Annotated in this window: 19 protein-coding genes; 11 read left to right on the top strand and 8 right to left on the bottom strand. The window is 70.9% G+C overall.

Annotated elements, in window-relative coordinates; translation table 11 throughout:
• Positions 1–94: 94 nt before the first annotated feature.
• Genes rpmA through proB form a run of 3 tightly spaced genes read left to right on the top strand, consistent with a single transcriptional unit; the run spans position 95 to position 2814 of the window.
• A complete protein-coding gene (gene rpmA, locus VH112_13940; protein ID HEX4541337.1) occupies positions 95–352 on the top strand; it encodes a 50S ribosomal protein L27 in 258 nt (85 codons plus the stop codon).
• Between the two features lie 55 nt (positions 353–407).
• Entirely contained in the window at positions 408–1694 is a 1287-nt protein-coding gene (gene obgE / locus VH112_13935; GenBank protein ID HEX4541336.1) for a GTPase ObgE, read from the top strand.
• A gap of 13 nt (positions 1695–1707) precedes the next feature.
• Positions 1708–2814 (top strand): glutamate 5-kinase, encoded by a 1107-nt coding sequence (proB, locus tag VH112_13930; protein ID HEX4541335.1) that lies wholly within the window; start codon positions 1708–1710, stop codon positions 2812–2814.
• 87 nt (positions 2815–2901) lie between these two features.
• On the opposite strand, the gene VH112_13925 is transcribed toward proB, so the two are convergent.
• Positions 2902–3777: a PspA/IM30 family protein gene (locus VH112_13925; GenBank protein ID HEX4541334.1), complete on the bottom strand. Its 876-nt coding sequence runs from the start codon at positions 3775–3777 to the stop codon at positions 2902–2904.
• 70 nt (positions 3778–3847) lie between these two features.
• Positions 3848–4444: a GNAT family N-acetyltransferase gene (locus VH112_13920; GenBank protein ID HEX4541333.1), complete on the bottom strand. Its 597-nt coding sequence runs from the start codon at positions 4442–4444 to the stop codon at positions 3848–3850.
• A 132-nt stretch (positions 4445–4576) separates the two neighbouring features.
• Here VH112_13920 and VH112_13915 point away from each other — a divergent pair, with 132 nt between their 5' ends.
• The 4 genes from VH112_13915 to VH112_13900 are packed head-to-tail and all read left to right on the top strand — an operon-like array spanning position 4577 to position 8833.
• The gene (locus tag VH112_13915) at positions 4577–5836 is read left to right on the top strand and encodes a glutamate-5-semialdehyde dehydrogenase (GenBank protein ID HEX4541332.1); all 1260 of its coding nucleotides are present in this window, start codon (positions 4577–4579) and stop codon (positions 5834–5836) included.
• Between the two features lie 5 nt (positions 5837–5841).
• Positions 5842–6750 carry a MoxR family ATPase gene (locus tag VH112_13910; protein HEX4541331.1) on the top strand — a complete coding sequence of 303 codons (909 nt, stop codon included), beginning with the start codon at positions 5842–5844 and terminating at the stop codon, positions 6748–6750.
• A gap of 8 nt (positions 6751–6758) precedes the next feature.
• On the top strand, positions 6759–8180 hold the full coding sequence (locus VH112_13905) for a VWA domain-containing protein (GenBank protein HEX4541330.1): 1422 nt from the start codon (positions 6759–6761) through the stop codon (positions 8178–8180).
• Positions 8177–8833 (top strand): histidine phosphatase family protein, encoded by a 657-nt coding sequence (locus VH112_13900; GenBank protein ID HEX4541329.1) that lies wholly within the window; start codon positions 8177–8179, stop codon positions 8831–8833. The genes VH112_13905 and VH112_13900 overlap by 4 nt, the downstream gene beginning before the upstream one ends.
• A 37-nt stretch (positions 8834–8870) precedes the next feature.
• Here the strand turns inward: VH112_13900 and VH112_13895 are convergent, their stop codons facing one another.
• The 3 genes from VH112_13895 to VH112_13885 all read right to left on the bottom strand — a co-directional run bounded on the left by VH112_13895 (position 8871) and on the right by VH112_13885 (position 12467).
• Positions 8871–10127: a GTP-binding protein gene (locus tag VH112_13895; protein ID HEX4541328.1), complete on the bottom strand. Its 1257-nt coding sequence runs from the start codon at positions 10125–10127 to the stop codon at positions 8871–8873.
• Position 10128: 1 nt separating this feature from the next.
• Positions 10129–11046 carry a sulfate adenylyltransferase subunit CysD gene (gene cysD / locus VH112_13890; protein HEX4541327.1) on the bottom strand — a complete coding sequence of 306 codons (918 nt, stop codon included), beginning with the start codon at positions 11044–11046 and terminating at the stop codon, positions 10129–10131.
• 71 nt (positions 11047–11117) lie between these two features.
• Positions 11118–12467: a 3-deoxy-7-phosphoheptulonate synthase class II gene (locus VH112_13885; protein ID HEX4541326.1), complete on the bottom strand. Its 1350-nt coding sequence runs from the start codon at positions 12465–12467 to the stop codon at positions 11118–11120.
• Positions 12468–12532: 65 nt separating this feature from the next.
• On the opposite strand from VH112_13885, the gene VH112_13880 reads away from it, so the two are divergent.
• Genes VH112_13880 through rsfS form a run of 3 tightly spaced genes read left to right on the top strand, consistent with a single transcriptional unit; the run spans position 12533 to position 14532 of the window.
• Entirely contained in the window at positions 12533–13462 is a 930-nt protein-coding gene (locus VH112_13880) for a TIGR03621 family F420-dependent LLM class oxidoreductase (protein ID HEX4541325.1), read from the top strand.
• A 2-nt stretch (positions 13463–13464) separates the two neighbouring features.
• Positions 13465–14073 carry a nicotinate-nucleotide adenylyltransferase gene (gene nadD, locus VH112_13875; protein HEX4541324.1) on the top strand — a complete coding sequence of 203 codons (609 nt, stop codon included), beginning with the start codon at positions 13465–13467 and terminating at the stop codon, positions 14071–14073.
• On the top strand, positions 14074–14532 hold the full coding sequence (gene rsfS, locus VH112_13870; protein HEX4541323.1) for a ribosome silencing factor: 459 nt from the start codon (positions 14074–14076) through the stop codon (positions 14530–14532).
• Here rsfS and VH112_13865 read toward each other — a convergent pair.
• The 3 genes from VH112_13865 to VH112_13855 are packed head-to-tail and all read right to left on the bottom strand — an operon-like array spanning position 14487 to position 17195.
• Entirely contained in the window at positions 14487–15086 is a 600-nt protein-coding gene (locus tag VH112_13865) for a GerMN domain-containing protein (GenBank protein HEX4541322.1), read from the bottom strand. The genes rsfS and VH112_13865 overlap by 46 nt on opposite strands.
• Positions 15083–16495, bottom strand: a complete 1413-nt coding sequence (locus VH112_13860) for a HAMP domain-containing sensor histidine kinase (protein HEX4541321.1) — start codon at positions 16493–16495, stop codon at positions 15083–15085. Before VH112_13860 ends, VH112_13865 begins: the two co-directional genes overlap by 4 nt.
• A gap of 1 nt (position 16496) precedes the next feature.
• Positions 16497–17195 (bottom strand): response regulator transcription factor, encoded by a 699-nt coding sequence (locus tag VH112_13855; GenBank protein ID HEX4541320.1) that lies wholly within the window; start codon positions 17193–17195, stop codon positions 16497–16499.
• A 131-nt stretch (positions 17196–17326) separates the two neighbouring features.
• Here VH112_13855 and VH112_13850 point away from each other — a divergent pair, with 131 nt between their 5' ends.
• On the top strand, positions 17327–17653 hold the full coding sequence (locus tag VH112_13850) for a hypothetical protein (GenBank protein HEX4541319.1): 327 nt from the start codon (positions 17327–17329) through the stop codon (positions 17651–17653).
• Positions 17654–17925: the final 272 nt, after the last annotated feature.

Here is a 17925-nt window from a genome sequence, read left to right as displayed (position 1 = left end):
CTGGGGCCACCGCCAGCGCTATACCACCATCGAGATCACCGGCATCAGCGGGCCGTCCGGCGCGACCGCCAGGCGCCGGGCCTAGGAGCAGAGGATGTCCAAGACCAAGGGCGGAGGCTCGACCAGGAACGGGCGGGACTCCGCGGCCCAGCGGCTCGGCGTGAAGTGCTTCGACGGGACGTCGGTGAAGGCGGGGTCGATCATCGTCCGCCAGCGGGGCACTCGGTTCCACCCGGGTCTCAACGTCGGGCGGGGTGACGACGACACCCTGTTCGCCACCGCCCGAGGGACCGTGAAGTTCGGAACCCGCAAGGGCCGCAGGCTGGTGGACATCCTGCCCGACCAGGCCTAGACGGCCCCCGCGCTCTGCCGGGGCCCGTTCAGGGCTCGCCGGTAGTCTCGGAGGCATGTCCGGGTTCGTCGACGAGGCCCAGCTCCACGTCAAGGGTGGTAACGGGGGAGCCGGCGCCGTCTCGTTCCGGCGCGAGGCCCACGTGAGCAAAGGCGGCCCAGATGGTGGGAGCGGCGGCGGCGGGGGAAACGTGTGGCTGGCTGCGACCAGCGACGTGGCATCGCTGCTGGCCTTCCGGGACCACCCTCATCGTCGCGCCCCCGACGGCACGCACGGCGGCGGCAAGAAGCGGCACGGGCGCACCGGGGCGGATGTCACGGTCGGAGTCCCGGAGGGCACGGTCGTGCGTACGCTCGCCGGCGACACCGTGGCCGACCTGGCGACCGCGGGAGAGCGGTGGCTGGCGGCTCGGGGGGGACGGGGCGGGCGCGGCAACGCCCGCTTCCTGTCCAACCGACGGCGAGCTCCTTCGTTCGCCGAGCAGGGCGAGATCGGCGAGGAGCGCTGGCTCGATCTCGAGCTGAAGCTCATGGCCGACGTCGCCCTCGTCGGTTTCCCGAACGCCGGCAAGAGCACGCTCATCTCGCGCATCTCAGCCGCCCGCCCCAAGATCGCCGACTACCCCTTCACGACCCTCGAGCCGCACCTCGGTGTGGTGCGGACGGGCTCCTCGACCGACCCGACCGACCTGGTCGTCGCCGACATCCCCGGCCTCGTGGAGGGAGCGAGCGCGGGCCGAGGTCTCGGCCATCGCTTCCTCCGCCATGTCGAGCGGGCACGGGTCCTGGTGGTGCTGATCGACCTGGCGCCCATGGACGGCGCGCCGGCGGAGGTGCAGGAGCGGATCCTGCTCGAGGAGCTCGGCCGCTATCGGCCCGAGCTGCTCGAGCGCCCGCGTCTGATCGTGGGCTCCAAGGCCGATCTGCTGAGCCCCGACGACGGACACGCATCCGCCGATGGACAGCCCAGCCTGGGCCAGCAACCGCAGGCGCGCATCTCGGCGGTGACCGGGGCCGGCCTTGGACCCTTTCTCGGCCGGTTGGCGGGCCTGGTGAGCGAAGCCCGGGCTGCGTACGCGCCGCTCCATACCGTCGTCGTCCACCGTCCCGAGCCCGAAGGCGTCGACGTCGAGCGCTCCGATGACGGAGGCTTCGTCGTGAGGGGCCGCCCCGCCGAGCGGGCGGTGGCCGTGAGCGACCTCACCGACGTCCAGGCCCTCGACTACGTCCAGCATCGTCTGCACCGCCTGGGGGTCGACCGGGCGCTGGCCCGCGCCGGCGCCCGCGAAGGTGACCTGGTGCACGTGGGCGGCTTCACGTTCACCTACGAGCCCGATCGCTGAGGGCGTCGGGGCCGTGATCGTGGTGGTCAAGATCGGATCGTCGTCGGTGACCGACACGACTGGCCGGGTCGACGGGGACGCTGTCACCAAGCTGTGTGCCGAGGTAGCCGCCGTCCGTGCGGCCGGCCACCAGGTCGTCGTGGTCAGCTCCGGCGCCATCGCCGCCGGCCGGCCGGCATTGGGGATGCGGGACGTCCGCCGGTCAGGAGCCCGGGCTACCGATCTTGCCACGCTGCAGGCGATCTCCGCCGTGGGTCAGAGCCGCCTGATGAGGGTCTACGACGATCTGCTGGCAACCCACGGCCTGGTGGGCGGCCAGGTGCTGCTGGCGCCCCTGGATTTCGTGCACCGCCAGCAGTACCTCCACGCCCGCCAGACGCTCACTCGCCTGCTCGAGCTCGGCGTCGTCCCCGTGGTGAACGAGAACGACGCCATCGCTGACGACGAGATCCGCTTCGGCGACAACGATCGCCTCGCCGCGCTCACCGCCCACCTCGTGCGCGCCGATGTCCTCGTCCTGCTCACCGACGCCCCCGGCCTGCTCACCGCCGATCCTCGCCTCGACCACGAAGCTTCTCTGATCCAGGAGGTGGTCGAGGTGGACCGGGAGCTCGAGCGCATGGCCGGCGGAGCGGGTAGCGAGCGGGGCAGCGGCGGCATGGCCTCGAAGCTGGCGGCGGCCAAGATCGCCGTGTGGTCCGGCATACGGGTGGTCATCGCTGCAGCCGAGCGGCCGGGCGTGCTCGCGGACGCGGTGGCCGGCCGGCCGGGCGTGGGGACCGCCGTCCGGGCTCGGGATCGTCGGCTCCCCGCCCGCAAGCTGTGGATCGCCTTCGCCGTGGACGCCGCCGGCACCGTGGTGGTCGACGAGGGGGCTCGGCGCGCCCTCACCGAGCGGGGCACCTCGCTGCTTCCGGCCGGCGTCGTGGCGGTCAAAGGAGCCTTCGAGGCCGACGACGCAGTGGAGGTCGCCACCGCCACCGGAGAGGTCTTCGCCAAGGGACTGGCCCGGATGCCGAGCCGCCGCCTGAGCCAGTGGCGGGGAAGGCGAACCGACGAGCTGCCCGATGACCTGCCCCACGAGGTCGTGCATCGCGACGACCTCGTGTTGTTGGCCTGAACCGTCACGCCGGTAGCCCCGCCGTCATCCCGGGCAGCTCCACCGAGCGTCGGACGGGTTGGCGGCGTCAGCGGCTCGAGACCGCCCCTACTTGGAGCTCTCGCCCGGCGGATTGGCCGGCGTCGGCGTCTCCGGCTTCTGCTCCGGCGCGTCGGCACCGGCGTCATTGGTCTGCTCCGCCGCGGCCCCGGTCCCCAGCGCCCCACTGCTCCCGCTGCCGAGGCCGGCCGGCGGACTGGGCGCGGCCAAGCCGAGCTGCTCACGGATCTGGTCCAGGCGGGTCTCGGCCTCGGTGTTGATCTGGGCCTGCTCGACCTCGAGCATGCGGCCTTCCACTGACTGGGAGCCAAGCTCGGACGTGCCCAGTGCCTTGGCGTACCGGGCCTCGATCTTGTCCCGGACCTCGTCGAGGGTCGGGACGTCCTGGCCCACCGATGCCGACAGCGAGGTCATCGCCCGGTTCATCTGTTCCTGCATCTTGGCCTGATCGAGCTGTGACAGGAGCTTCTGGCGCTCGGTGAGCTTGGTCTGCAGCGCCGCCGAGTTCTGCACCACGGCCTGCTTGGCCTGCTCGGCCGCCTGGGCCGACTGCAGGTGGAGGATCTTCAGGGAGTCGACCTCCCGCTCGGTGGCGATGAGCCGGTTGGCGAAGGCCTGGGCCGCCTGCGTGAGCTCGGTCGCCCTGGCGGCGTCGCCCTTCTTGGTGGCGTCGTCGGCCATCAGCACCGCCTGACGAGCCGAGTTGTTGACCTTGCTGAGGTCCTCCATCGAACGGTTGAGCCGCATCTCGGTCTGCTTCTGGTTGGCGATGACGTTGGCCGCCTGCTCGGTCAGCCGGCGGTGCTGCTGCTGGGCCTCGCCGATGGCCTGCTCGAGCTGGATCTTGGGATCGGCCCTCTCGTTGAACCTGCTGTTCGCGGAGGCGCTGAAGTACCGCCACCACCGGGTGATCAGATTGGCCATGGACGCGATGCTACGCCCTCGGTGCTGGTTCCATGGCTCTGTCGCCGGCGGCAGGAGGCGTTGGCCCCCGTCAGGAGGCGGGCCGCCACATGGGCCACACCAGCGGCCCGCCTGGCAGGCGAACCTCCCCGGTGACCTCGAAGCCGTGACGGCCGTAGAAGGCGATATTGGCCTCCTTGGACGACTCCAGGTAGGCGGGCATCCCCTCACGGTCGCAAAGCTCGAGGATCGGTGCCATCAAGGTGGAGCCGATCCCGTGGCCCTGGCGGGTGGGTTCGGTGCCGAGCACGGCCAGGTACCAGTGCAGCTCCTGTGGGTGGCTGGCTTCGACCAGGTTGAGGCCCCGTGAGGCGAGACCGAGGCGCCGACCGAACAGGCGGATGAAGTTGGGCAGCATCCGCAGCTGTCCCCGCACCCCGAGGCGCCACTTGCCGGGCGGCTCCCAGAGGGCCCCTCCAGCCACGTCGCCGGTCGTGTACACCTCGCCGTGGGGCAGCACGATCTTGGTCAGGTGGGCGGAGAAGAACCGGGGCAGGGTGCGCTTCCGCCTGGCCGGGTCCGGGAAGAGCCACGCCATGACCGGATCGTCGTCGAAGGCGCGGGCCAGGGCGCCGGCCAGAGCCGCCACGTCGGTGCGGTGTGCTTTCCTGACGGCGGGCGTCGTCACGCCCAAGTATGGACACGCGCCCCGCCCCTTCGCCCCGGCAATCGCCCCAAACCCGACGACACGACCCCGAGGGCTCCCAGCACCTAGACCGAGCGGTCAAGAGGAGGCGACCGTCAGGTTAGGCTGGTGGCCGTGGCGCCCACCCCGTCGACTCCTGCGCTGGCTGACCTGGGCCGTCGTGCCGCCGGCGCGTCGCAGCAGCTGGCCAGGGCCAGCACCGGGGCCAAGGACGCAGCGCTGACGGCCGCCGCCGATCTCATCGTCCGCGGCGGGGACGACCTCATGGCGGCCAACGCCGAGGACGTGGCCCGGGCGGAGCGGTCGGACACCTCCCCGACCGTGGTCGACCGGCTCCGTCTCACCCCGGCGAGGGTCGAGGGCATGGCCGACGGACTGCGCCAGGTGGCCGCGCTACCCGATCCCGTGGGCGAGGTCGTCGACGGCTGGGTCCGGCCCAACGGCCTGCGAGTCAGCCGGGTCCGGGTCCCGCTCGGGGTCGTCGGCATCATCTACGAGAACCGGCCCAACGTCACCAGCGACGCAGCCGGACTGTGCCTCAAGTCCGGGAACGCCGCCTTCCTGCGGGGCTCGTCGGCCGCGGTCCGGTCCAATCAGGCCATCGCCGGTCTCCTCAGGGAGGGGGTCGCCAAAGCCGGGCTCCCGCCGGACGCCGTGGTGCTGGTCGAGGACACGAGCAGGGAGTCGGCGCGGGAGTTCATGCAGCTGCGGGGCATGATCGACTGCCTGGTCCCCCGTGGCGGTCGCTCCCTGGTGGCGTCGGTGCTCGAGCACGCCACCGTGCCCTACATCATCGACGGCGACGGCAACTGCCACGTCTACGTGGATGCCGGCGCCGACCTCGAGACGGCCCTGGCCATAGTGGTCAACGCCAAGACCCAGCGGCCGAGCGTCTGCAACGCGGCCGAGTCACTGCTCGTGCACGAGGACGTGGCCGAGTCGTTCCTGCCGCGAGCCCAGGACGCCCTCGAAGGAGTTGAGCTGGTGGGCGACGAGCGGACCGCCAGGATCCTGCCCGGCGTGGGCCCAGCCTCCGATGCCGACTACGGCGCCGAGTTCCTCGACCTCAAGCTGAGCGTGGCGGTGGTCGACTCGCTCGACGGCGCCATCGACCACATCCGCCGCTACGGCTCGGGTCACTCGGAGGCGATCGTCACCGACGACCTGGGGGCGGCGACCCGCTTCACGCGAGAGGTGGACGCGGCCGCCGTCCTGGTGAACGCCTCGACCCGATTCGTCGATGGCGGCGAGCTGGGCCTCGGGGCCGAGATCGGGATCAGCACCCAGAAGCTCCATGCGCGCGGACCGATGGGTCTCCGCGAGCTGACCACCATCAAGTACGTGATCCAAGGAGAAGGGCAGGTACGAACGTGACATCGTTGGGGCCGCGTTTCGAGTCGGTGCCCGCTGTGCGCGAGGGGCTTGCCGGCGTCTCGTACCTGGCCGACGAGGGCATCGCCGGAGTCGTGTACCTCGCCGACCGGCTGGGCAAGCCTGTCCTCGTCGAGGGCCCCGCCGGCGTGGGCAAGACCGAGCTGGCCAAGAGCGTCGCGGCCATGACGGGAAGCCGGCTCATCCGTCTGCAGTGCTACGAGGGCCTGGACGAGTCCAAGGCCCTCTACGAGTGGAACTACAAGAAGCAGCTCCTGCGCATCCAGGCCCAGCGGGTGGTGGAGTCGGACGGGGCCGAGCCGGCGGCGGCGTCCAGTGGGTCGTGGAGCGACCTGGAGGAGGACATCTTCAGCGAGGACTTCCTCCTCACCAGGCCCCTGCTCGAGGCCATCCGGGCCACCGACCCGGTCGTGCTGCTGGTCGACGAGGTCGACCGGGTCGAGGTGGAGACCGAGGCCCTGTTGCTCGAAGTGCTGTCCGACTACCAGGTCTCGATCCCCGAGCTGGGCACGGTGGCCGCCACCCAGCATCCCCTGGTCTTCCTCACGTCGAACAACACGCGAGAGCTCTCCGAGGCACTCAAGCGGCGGTGCCTGTACTTGCACATCGACTACCCCGAGCTCGAGCGGGAGAAGGCCATAGTGATGACCCGGGTGCCGGAGATCTCCGACCACCTGGCCGATCAGATCGTGCGCATCGTGCGCTCGCTGCGCAGCCTCGAGCTCAAGAAGCACCCGTCGGTGTCCGAGACGCTGGACTGGGCCAGGACTCTGGTGCTCCTCGGGGCCGACTCGATCGGCGCCGAGCAGGCCCGGGACACGCTCCACATCCTCCTCAAGTACCGCACCGACATCGAGAAGGCGGCCAAGGAGCTCTCGGTCGCCGAGGGCGCCTGACCGGCGACGTGCTCGATCTCCTCGCCGGGTTCATCTCCGAGCTGCGGGCGGCCGGGCTGCCGGTCTCGCTGACCGAGAACCTGGACGCCACCGAGGCGGTGCGTCACATCCCGCTGGAGGACCGCGAGGCCTTCAAGTACGCCCTCGGTGCGACCCTCGTGAAGAGCAACGCGCACTGGAAGGCGTTCGAGACCGTCTTCGAGGTGTACTTCTCGCTCCGGGGTCCGCAGTACGACATCCAACCCGAGGACGGTGACGGCAACGGCGACGGGCGTCGCGCCCCGGGAGACGATCGACCGCCGGCACGCGGTGGGGCGATGGACGCCCTGAGCCCCGAGCAGATGGCCGAGCTGCTCTACCGGGCCCTCATGGACGCCGATGACGCCGTGCTGTCCGCGGTGGCGCGTCAGGCTGTCACGCGGTTCTCGGGCATGGAGCCGGGGCGGCCGGTGGGCGGGACCTACTACCTCTACCGAACGCTACGAAAGCTCGACCTCGATGCCGTCCTGGCCCGCCTGATGGAGGGAGCCCAGGAGGCCTCGGGCGGGCTGACGCCGCTGGAGGAGAGGCTGGCCAAGGACGAGTACGAGTCACGCATCGATCGCCTCCGCAAGGAGGTCGAGGCCGAGATCCGTCGCCGGCTGGTTGCCGACCGAGGGGCCCAGGCGGTGGCGAAGACCCTGCGCAAGCCGCTGCCTGAGGACGTCGACTTCATGCATGCGTCGCGCGACGAGATGATGGCCCTTCGCCGCGCCATCCACCCGCTCACGAGAAAGCTGGCTGTGCGCCTGGCCCGCAAGCGGCGCCACGGCCGCAAGGGGCCGCTCGATTTCCGCAATACCATGCGCCACTCGCTGTCCTACGGGGGGGTGCCGGCCGAGCCCAAGTTCCGCTATCCGCGACCGGCGAAGCCCGAGATCTTCGTGATCGCCGACATCTCAGGGTCGGTCGCCGCCTTCGCCCGCTTCACCCTGCAGCTCACCCACGCCATCAGTTCGCAGTTCTCGCGCGTCCGCAGCTTCGTGTTCATCGACGGGATCGACGAGGTGACGCGCTTCTTCGAGGGGGCCGAGGACATCACCGAGGCGGTCCATCGGGTGAACACCGAGGCCGACGTGGTCTGGGTCGACGGCCACTCCGACTACGGGCACGCCTTCGAGACGTTCTGGGAGCGGTGGGGCCGGGAGGTCTCCCCCAAGACCAGCGTGATCCTGCTGGGCGACGCCCGCAACAACTATCACGCATCCCAGTCGTGGGTGCTGAAAGAGATTCGCCGGCGGGCCCGACACGTCTACTGGCTCGATCCAGAGCCCCGCTCCTACTGGGACACGGGCGACTCGATCCTTTCCGAGTATGCCGCCCACTGCGACGGCACCTTCGAGTGTCGGAACCTGCGCCAGCTCGAGCATTTCGTCGAGGAGCTCGATTGACGGCTCTCGAACGGTCGACCCGTCTGGTGCTCGTTCGCCACGGCGAAGCCAACTGCAATGTGCAGGGCATCGTCGGGGGCCACCGCGGCTGCACGGGCCTGTCCCCTCTGGGCATGGCCCAGGCCGAGGCCCTGCGCGCCCGCTGGGAGGCGACCGGTGAGATGCGCGAGGCCGACGCCCTCTACGCCAGCGTGCTGCCCAGGGCCATCCAGACGGCCGAGATCATCGCTCCGGCGCTCGGCGACCTCGAGCTCACGACCGACTGCGCCCTGTGCGAGATGCACCCGGGGGAATGCGACGGGATGGCGTGGGAGGAGTTCGCCCGTCTCTACCCGCCCGTCGACTTCACGGCCCACCCCGACCGTCCCCTGTCGCCGGGGGGCGAGAGCTGGACGGAGCTCCTCCGGCGCGTCGACAGGGCCCTGCGGGCGCTGGCGGACCGCCACGAGGGAGAGACCGTCGTCGTGGCGTGCCACGGGGGGGTCGTCAACGCCTCGCTGGTGGCCTTCCTCGGGCTGGCCCACGACGGCACCCGCCTTGACCTCCGCACCCGCAACACCTCGATCACGGAGTGGGAGCGTGTGGACGGGAACTGGCGGCTGCTGCGCTACAACGACAGCGCCCACCTGGCGACGGTCGCCGCGCTCGGCTGAGCGACGGCCCGATCCCGGCGGCCGGCCGTGAGACGGCTCAGGCGGGACCGAGGATCATCCCCGCCCCTGCGGTGACGTTGGTGGTCTCGTCGACCAGGATGAAGCTGCCGGTGGCCCGGTCGCGCCGGTAGTCGTCGAACATCAGCGGCGCCGTCACCCGCAGGTGGAGCCGGCCCATCTCGTTGAGCCCCAAGCCCGTGCACTCCTCGTCGCGATGCAGGGTGTTGATGTCGAGCCGGTACCGGAGGTCCTTCACCACGGCCCGAGCGGTGCGGGTCGTGTGCTTGAGCGCGTAGCGTCCGTTGGGCTGGAGAGGGCGATCGGTCAGCCAGCACACCATGGCCTCGATGTCCTGGCCGACCGTGGGCTGGTTGTGGGGACGGCACAGCATGTCGCCCCGCGAGATGTCGATGTCGTCCTCGAGCCGAACAGTGACCGACATCGGTGGGTACGCCTCGTCGACGGGCCCGTCGTAGGTGTCGATGGCCGCGACCCTCGTGGTGAGACCCGACGGCTGGACCACGACCTCGTCCCCAGGGCGCAGGACCCCGGCGGCCAGCTGGCCGGAGTAGCCGCGGTAGTCGTGGTGGGCGTCGTTGTGGGGCCGGATGACGTACTGCACGGGGAACCTCACGTCGACCAGGTTGCGGTCCGAGGCGATGTGCACCTCTTCCAGGTGGTGGAGCAGCGGCGTCCCCTGGTACCAGCCCATGTTGGCCGACCGCTCAACGACGTTGTCGCCGTGGAGGGCACAGGCCGGGATGAACACGATGTCGGTGACGTCGAAGCGGCTGGCGAAGCGGCGGAAGTCGTCCTTGATGGCCTCGAATGCCGCCTGGTCCCAGTCGACCAGGTCCATCTTGTTGATGCACACGACCATGTGCGGGATACGCAGAAGGTTGGCCACGACGGCGTGGCGGCGGCTCTGCTCGGTGAGGCCCTTGCGGGCGTCCACCAGGATGAGCGCCAGGTCGGCCGTGGAGGCACCCGTCACCATGTTGCGGGTGTACTGCACATGTCCCGGAGTGTCGGCGATGATGAACTTGCGCCTGGGTGTGGCGAAATAGCGGTAGGCGACGTCGATCGTGATGCCCTGCTCCCGCTCGGCGCGCAGTCCGTCGGTGAGCAGGGCCAGGTTGACGTAGTCGAAGCCCCATTGGGTGCTGGTCCGCTCGACGGCCTCGATCTGGTCCTCGAACAGCGACTTGGCGTCGTACAGCAGGCGTCCGATCAGGGTGCTCTTGCCGTCGTCCACCGACCCCGCCGTGGTCAGGCGCAGGAGATCGGCGCGCATGTCAGAAGTACCCCTCGCGCTTGCGATCCTCCATGGCCGCCTCCGAGACGCGGTCGTCGGCCCTGGTGGCACCCCGCTCGGTCAGCCGGGTGGCGGCCACCTCGGCGAGGATGTCCGGCACCGTGGCGGCGGTGGATTCCACGGCGCCGGTGCAGGTCATGTCGCCCACGGTCCGGTAGCGGACCATCGCCTCGAAGGGCTCCTCACCGGGACCGAGCTTGACGTAGGGGCCGACCGCAAGGAGCATCCCGTCGCGGGGGAACACCGTCCGGCGATGGGCGTAGTAGATCGGGGGCACCTCGAGCTGCTCGCGCTCGATGTACTGCCAGACGTCGAGCTCGGTCCAGTTGGACAGCGGGAACACCCGGATGTGCTCGCCCTGGCGAATGCGGGAGTTGTAGAGCGACCACAGCTCGGGGCGCTGGTTCTTCGGATCCCACTGCCCGAACTCGTCGCGGACCGAGAAGACACGCTCCTTGGCCCGGGACTTCTCCTCGTCGCGTCGGGCCCCCCCGAAGCAGGCGTCGAATCCTGCCTCGGCGATGGCGTCGAGGAGCGTGACCGTCTGGGCCCGATTGCGCGAGGCCCTCGGACCCTCCTCCTCGGCGACCCGTCCCTGGTCGATGGAATCCTGCACCGACGCCACCAGGAGGCGCTCGCCCAGCTCGGCCATGCGCCGGTCGCGGAACTCGAGGACCTCGGCGAAGTTGTGCCCCGTGTCGACGTGCATGACGGGGAAGGGGAACCTACCGGGCCGAAAGGCCTTCTCGGCCAGCCGCAGGAGCACGATCGAGTCCTTGCCCCCGCTGAACAGCAGCACCGGGCGCTCCAGCTCGGCCGCCACCTCGCGGAAGATGAAGACGGCCTCGGCCTCCAGGGCGTCGAGGTTGGACAGCTCGTAGGCAGGAGCCAGAGACACTGGACGGAAAGTTTAGTTCCCGGGTCGGGATTTCCTGCCCGGCGGCGTCGATTGTCTGGCCCGACCGCGGCTCAGGAGCGCAACAGCTCGGCCACCCGGTAGGCGAGATCTAGCGACTGGCGCGCGTTCAGGCGGGGATCGCAGGTCGTGGTGTAGCGCAGGTCGAGGTCGTCCTCCAGGACCTCCTCGGCGCCGCCCAGGCACTCGGTGACGTCGTCGCCGGTGAGCTCGACGTGGACGCCGCCCGGCCAGGTGCCCTGGGCCCGGTGGGCGGCGAAGAACCCCTGGATCTCGGCCAGGACGTCGTCGAACCGGCGGGTCTTGCGGCCCCCGTCGCTGACGAAGGTGTTCCCGTGCATGGGATCGCAGACCCAGACGACGGGGTGCCCGGCATCGGCGACCGCCCGCAGCAGCGGGGGCAGAGCCTGCTCGACGTTGGCCGCACCGAGACGGGTGATGAGGGTGAGCCGGCCCGGCTGCCGCTCGGCGTCGAGGCGCTCGCACACCTCGAGGACGTCGCCAACGGTCGCGGTGGGGCCGATCTTGACACCGACGGGATTGTGGAGCCCCGACAGCAGCTCGACGTGGGCGCCGTCGGGCTGGCGCGTGCGGTCGCCCACCCACAGCATGTGGGCCGAGCAGTCGTACCAGTCCCCGGTCAGCGAGTCCTCCCGGGTAAGGGCCTCCTCGTAGCCGAGCAGCAGCGCCTCGTGGCAGGTCCAGAACTCGACCTGGTGGAGGGTGGCCTCCGCCTCGAGATCGATGCCGCAGGCCCGCATGAAGCGCAGGGCCCGATCGATCTCGCCGGCCACCGCCTCGTAGCGACGGCCCTGGGCGCTGGACGCCACGAACTGCTGGTTCCAGGTGTGGACCTGGGACAGGTCGGCGAAGCCGCCCTTGGTGAAAGCCCGCAGGAGATTGAGCGTCGTCGCCGACTGGTGGTAGGCGGCGACCATGCGAGCGGGATCGGCCGCCCTGGCTTCGGCGGTCGGCGCCTCGTCGTTGACGATATGGCCGCGGAATGCCGGCAGCTCCATCCCGCCCACGTGCTCGGTGGGCAGCGAGCGGGGCTTGGCGAACTGCCCGGCCATGCGGCCCACCTTCACGACGGGCACACCGGAGCCGTACGTCAGCACGACCGCCATCTGGAGGATGACCTTCAGCTTGTCCCGGATGGAGTCGGCACTGAGGTCGGCGAACGACTCGGCGCAGTCGCCGGCCTGGAGCACGAAGGCCTCGCCCCGCGCCGCCTGGGCCAGGGCCTGGGTGAGCCGCCGGGCCTCACCCGCGAACACCAGCGGCGGCAGCGTGGAGAGATGCTTGAGGACGCCGTCCACCTCGGTCTCGTCGGGCCACGGAGGCTGCTGGGCGGCAGACCGCTCCCGCCAGCTCCGCGGGTGCCAGTGCGCGGGGGTCACCATCCCAGACTGACCGAGGACGGGCCCGTTGGCAAAGCGTTGACCTGCCGGTACTAGCCTCCCGAGGCGTGCAACCCTTTCGCTTCGGAGTGCAGGCCAGCCGGGCGGCGAGCGGCCCGGCCTGGCGGGACCTCGCCCGTCGGGTGGAGGAGCTGGGCTATTCGACCCTGTACGTGCCCGACCACCTCGGTGACCAGTGGGGCCCGCTCGTCGCCCTGACCGTCGCCGCCGAGGCCACCGAGCGGCTCCGGGTGGGCTCGCTGGTGTTCGGCAACGACTACCGCCATCCGCTGTTCCTGGCCAAGGAGATGGCCACCCTCGACCTGGTGAGCGAGGGGCGAACGGAGTTCGGCATCGGGGCGGGTTGGATGCGCAGTGACTATGACGAGGCGGGCCTTCCGTACGACCGCCCGGGGCGGCGCGTGGACCGGCTGAGCGAGGCCATCGCCATCATCAAGGGAGTGTGGTCGGAAGGCAAGGTGAGCTTCTCCGGGGAGCACTATCACATCGCCGACGCCACGGCGGCGCCCCCGCCTCGGTCCAAGCCCCACCCGCCCATCGTCATTGGCGGGGGAAGCCCCCGCGTGCTCGCCCTGGCCGCCAGGGAGGCCGACATCGTCGGGATCAACCCCAGCCTGGCGGCTGGGTATGTCGGTCCTGAAGTGGCGGCCACGGCGACGGCTGCCCATTACCGAGAGCGCGTGTCGTGGGTCAAGGAGGCGGCCGGGAGCCGCTTCGACCAGCTGGAGCTGCAGATGCTGTCGTTCGCCGTCCAGGTGGTGCCGAACGGCCGCGAGCTGCTCGAGTCCATGGCCCCGGCGTTCGGCTTGAGCACCGAGGAGATCCTCGACGTCCCGATCGCGCTGGTCGGCACCGTGGACGAGATCTGCGAGACGCTCGTGCGTCGCCGCGAGGAGTACGGCTTCAGCTATTGGGTGGTCCACGACGGCGACATCGACGCCTTCGCCCCGGTCGTGGCCAGGTTGGCCGGCACGTAACCTTGCCGGCGACGCCCACGGAGCGGCCCAGGGAGCGGATCGGCGTCTTCGGAGGGACCTTCGATCCGGTCCACGTCGGCCACCTCGTGGCCGCGGTCAACGCCCGTCACGCCCTCGACCTCGACCGGGTGCTCCTCGTGGTGGCCAACCAGCCCTGGCAGAAGCACAGCCGCACGGTGACGCCCGCCCGCGACCGCTACGCCGTCGTCGAGGCGGCCGTGACCAGCGTCGATGGCATCGAGGCCAGTCCCCTGGAGGTCCAGCGGGGCGGGCTCTCCTACACCGCCGACACGCTGGACGAGCTGGCCCGGCTTCATCCCGAGGCCGAGCTGTTCCTCGTCATCGGGGCCGACGTGGCCGACGACCTGGACAGCTGGGAGCGGATGGAATCCGTGCGCGACCGGGTGACGCTGGTCGTCGTCAACCGCCCAGGCGTCCGCCCGAGCAAGCCGCTGTCGGGCTGGGACGTGGTCAGTGTCGAGATCCCGGGCATCGACATCTCCAGCACCGACCTGCGCGCCCGCGCCGTGGACGGACGCCCGCTGGACTTTCTCGTTCCGGAACCCGCGGTCCGCCTCATCCGCCAGCGCGGTCTGTACGCTGGTCGGTAGGTGAGCACGATCGAGATGCCGAGCGGACTCGGGAGCGGGGTCGGTAGCGGTGCCGACCGGGCCCGGGTGTTGGCGGTGGTGGCCGCTCGGGCCGCAGCCGACAAGAAGGGCGAGTCGACCGTCATCCTCGAGATGGGTCCGCTCCTGGCCGTCACCGACGCCTTCGTCATCACCAGTGGCGGCAACCCTCGCCAGGTGCGCACCATCGCCGACGAGGTCGAGGAGCAGGTCAAGGCGGCCGGCGCCGGGGGTCCCCATCGGGTGGAGGGCCTCGACGACGCCCGCTGGATCCTGCTCGACTACGGCGACGTGGTGGTGCACGTGTTCCTCGAGGAGGCCCGCCGTTACTACGACCTCGAGCGGCTGTGGGCCGACGCGCCCCGCCTGCCCTGGCAGAACGGACGAGAGCGGGATCAGCGACCGAGCGACGGGAAGTCGGAGCGCCCGAGCGGACCCTGAGTCAGGGTCCCGTCGCCGGCGGGCACCTCGACAGGTCGGCCCGCCAGGGTGAACTGCACCTTGGCGATGCCGGGCACCCCGGTGGCGGTGAACACGAGCTGGGCCACGGCCAGGATCTGCTCCTGGCCCCCCACCTGTCCGAAGGCGCCGCCGAGGTCCACGGTGCCCACCCCGAAGCCCACTGGCCCGGCCGACACCGAGGTCTGGGCCGTGATGGCGGTGCGCAGCCCGTCGGCCACCTCGGTGTCGGTGGGCCCGGCGAGGAGGGCGCCCAGCGACTCCGGAAGCGTGGCCGGCGCCCGGACGCCCCTGCTGACCGGCACCAGCCCGGTGATCCCCACGAGGTAGACGCTGACCGGCACCCGAGGACCGGGCACGCCGGGCCCGGCGATCGTCGTCGAGGGCGCCAGCAGGTCGAAGGGGATGTCCTTGCGGGCGATGGCCTGGGGTTGCGAGTCCGCCGGTATCCCGCAGGCGACCAGGCTGCCGGCCACGACCGAGGCCACCGCGGCGCCAGCGGCGTCGCCCCACCACCTTCGGGGCGCCGCCCTCATACCGGGGCCGCCTCGGCCACGGGCCCTGCCGGCGCGGCCCGGATGGGCAGCTCGACCACGAATCGCGAGCCGCCCCCCGGACGATCGTCGACCCAGACCCGCCCACCGTGGAGGCGGACGTGCTCGGCCACGAGCGCCAGACCGAGCCCGGTGCCGTCACCCGCGCCCCGACGACCGGCGGCCGAGCCGCGGAAGAAGCGCTCGAAGATCCGCTCCCGGCCCTCTGCGGGTACGCCGGGTCCCGCGTCCTCGACGATCAGGCGCACCGTGTCGTCGCTCGCCTCCACGGCCAGCCTGGTCACACCGCCGGCATAGACGCTGGCGTTGTCGACCAGGTTGGCGACCACGCGCTCGATGCGCCGCTTGTCGACCGAGACCTGCAGACCGGCCACGTCGGGTGCGAGCTCGACCGGGAGGGCGCCGTTCCCCCCGGCCTGCACGGCGTGCTGCACCAGCTCGTCGACGCGGACGTCGTCGAGTGACAGCTCCGCGGACCCCGTGTCGAAGCGGGAGATCTCGAGCAGGTCGGTGACCATGTGCTGGAAGCGCCGCAGCTCCGCGGCCAACAGGTCCACGGCCTGTCGCGAGCGGTCCGGAAGGTCCTCGCGCCGGGCCTCCAGCACGCCGATCGACGTCGAGAGGGTCGTCAGCGGCGAGCGCAGCTCGTGGCTCACGTCCGAGGTGAAGCGCGCCTCGCGCTCGATCCGCTCCTGGAGACGGTCGGCCATTCGGTTGAAGGAGGACGCCAGGGTGGCCAGGTCGGCCTCGTCGAAGGTCTCCAGGCGGGTGTCGAGCCGCCCACCGGCGATGGCGACGGCGGCGTGGGCCACGTCGCCGAGCGGACGCAGCGCTCTTCCGCTGGCCCAGCGGCCGAGCACGATCCCGGCGAGGGTGATGGCGACCGAGCCGGCGGCGAGGGTGAGGGCAAGGATCCGCAGGGTGTGATCGAGCTCCTGGAGCGAGAACACCTCGAAATAGGCCCCTCCGACCACAGGGATCGGGATGCCCACTCCCATCTGCAGCGAACCGGCGAGGCTGAAACGCTGGCTCGCGGGCGTGCCCCCGGTGACCTGGCTGCGGAGGTGGGCGGGGATGGCGTCCCGACCGACGGTCAGCGAGGTGGCGAACCACCGGCCGCGGTCGTAGAGGACCGAGCGGGAGCCCGGGACGGTGTCGAGGGACGCCAGCAGGGGCGGGATGTCCGGCTGGGTCGACCGCAGCGCCGCCCGCACCAGATTGGCGTTCACGTACGCCTGGCGCAGCACCGCGGTCTGCCGCTCGTGCAGGAAGTACTGGCGGGCGGTGAAGTAGGTGAGGGTGGACAGCGCCACCGACAGGGCCAGGGCGCCGAGGGCGAAGGCGGCGGTGACCCTGGACCGGACCCCCAGTCGCCGGTGCCGCCGGGGCATGTCAGGACACCAGCTTGTAGCCGAGCCCTCGCACGGTCACCACGTGACGGGGGTTGGCGGCGTCAGGCTCGATCTTGGTCCGCAGCCGCCGGATGTGCACATCGACCAGTCGCCCGTCGCCGAAGTAGTCGTAGCCCCAGACCCGCTCGAGGAGCTGCTCCCGGCTGAAGACCTTGCCCGGGCTCCCGGCCAGCTCGCAGAGGAGGTGGAACTCGGTCCGCGTCAGGTGGATCTCCTCGTCGCCGCGTCGCACGGCGCCCTCGTCGGGGACGACCACGACGTCGCCGAACGTCATGGCCGGCGACCCACCGTCGCCGGCCCGCACCCGGCGCAGGAGGGCACGGATGCGAGCGGCCAGCTCCTTGGCGACGAACGGCTTGGTCACGTAGTCGTCGGCACCAGCTTCCAGACCGGCGACCACGTCGTGGGTGTCGGAGCGGGCCGTCACCACGACCACCGGCACCGCGCTGACGCGCCTGAGCGCCCGGCAGCACTCGAGGCCATCGATGCCGGGCAGCATGAGGTCGATGAGCACGACGTCGGCCGGCCGCTGGGCGAAGGTCTCGAGCCCGTCCTCGCCGGTCGCCGCCTCGTCGATCTCGTAGCCCTCGTCCTCGAGGGCGAGTCGCATCGACGCTCGTATGCGCTCGTCGTCCTCGACGAGCAGAAGGCGGCTGGCCACACGGAGATGGTCTCGCATCGGCGCCGTCCCTGCCAGGCCATACCCCCAGGTCGACGGCCCGCTCAGGGGTGCCGCCGACGCGGGATCGTCACCCAACCGCAACGGCGCTTCGCTCGCTCTCTGGTCGGTTAGGGGGGATGATGGACCTCATGGTGGCACGAGGGCGCCAGCATTGGTCCCGGCCCGGGACCGTGGTGATCGAGTCGTGCAACAGCACGTGGCTGTTCGACCAGGGCCAGCGGCTCTTCTGTCGGGTGCCGAGGAGCAACGCCTTCGAGGTGCCCCCGCCCCGGAGCCGGTGGGAGCCCTATTTCGCCTTGGACGTCGACCCCAACTCGGAGGCGTTCGTGGTGACGCTCAACGAAGCGGGGACACGGCTGCTCCGGTCGTGGCGACACGTCGAGCGCTGTGCCCAGTGCGGCGGCGAGGGCACCGCCGAGCTCTACCTCGACGCTGTCGTTCCCGGCGCCGGCTGAGCAGGGCTGCCGGCCCTCGCGGTTGCGCCGCCCGGCGCCCAGCTACCATTCGGTGTCTCGAGGGCGAAGTTCATGGGTCGGGGGGTGAACTGGCGGAGTTCGGGTGATATGGGCGCGCGTCGTGGAGATCAGTCGGGAGCACTGGCGTACGTGCCCGCCCTGGACGGCCTCAGGGCGGTGGCCGTGCTCGCCGTCATCGCCTACCACCTCAACTTCGGGTGGGCCCAGGGCGGCTACCTCGGCGTCGACCTGTTCTTCGTGCTCAGCGGCTA

This window comes from Acidimicrobiales bacterium (assembly GCA_036270875.1).
Lineage (GTDB): Bacteria > Actinomycetota > Acidimicrobiia > Acidimicrobiales > AC-9 > AC-9.
The sequence above is the reverse complement of the archived record's forward strand: the minus strand, read 5'-3'. Positions and strand labels throughout refer to the sequence as shown.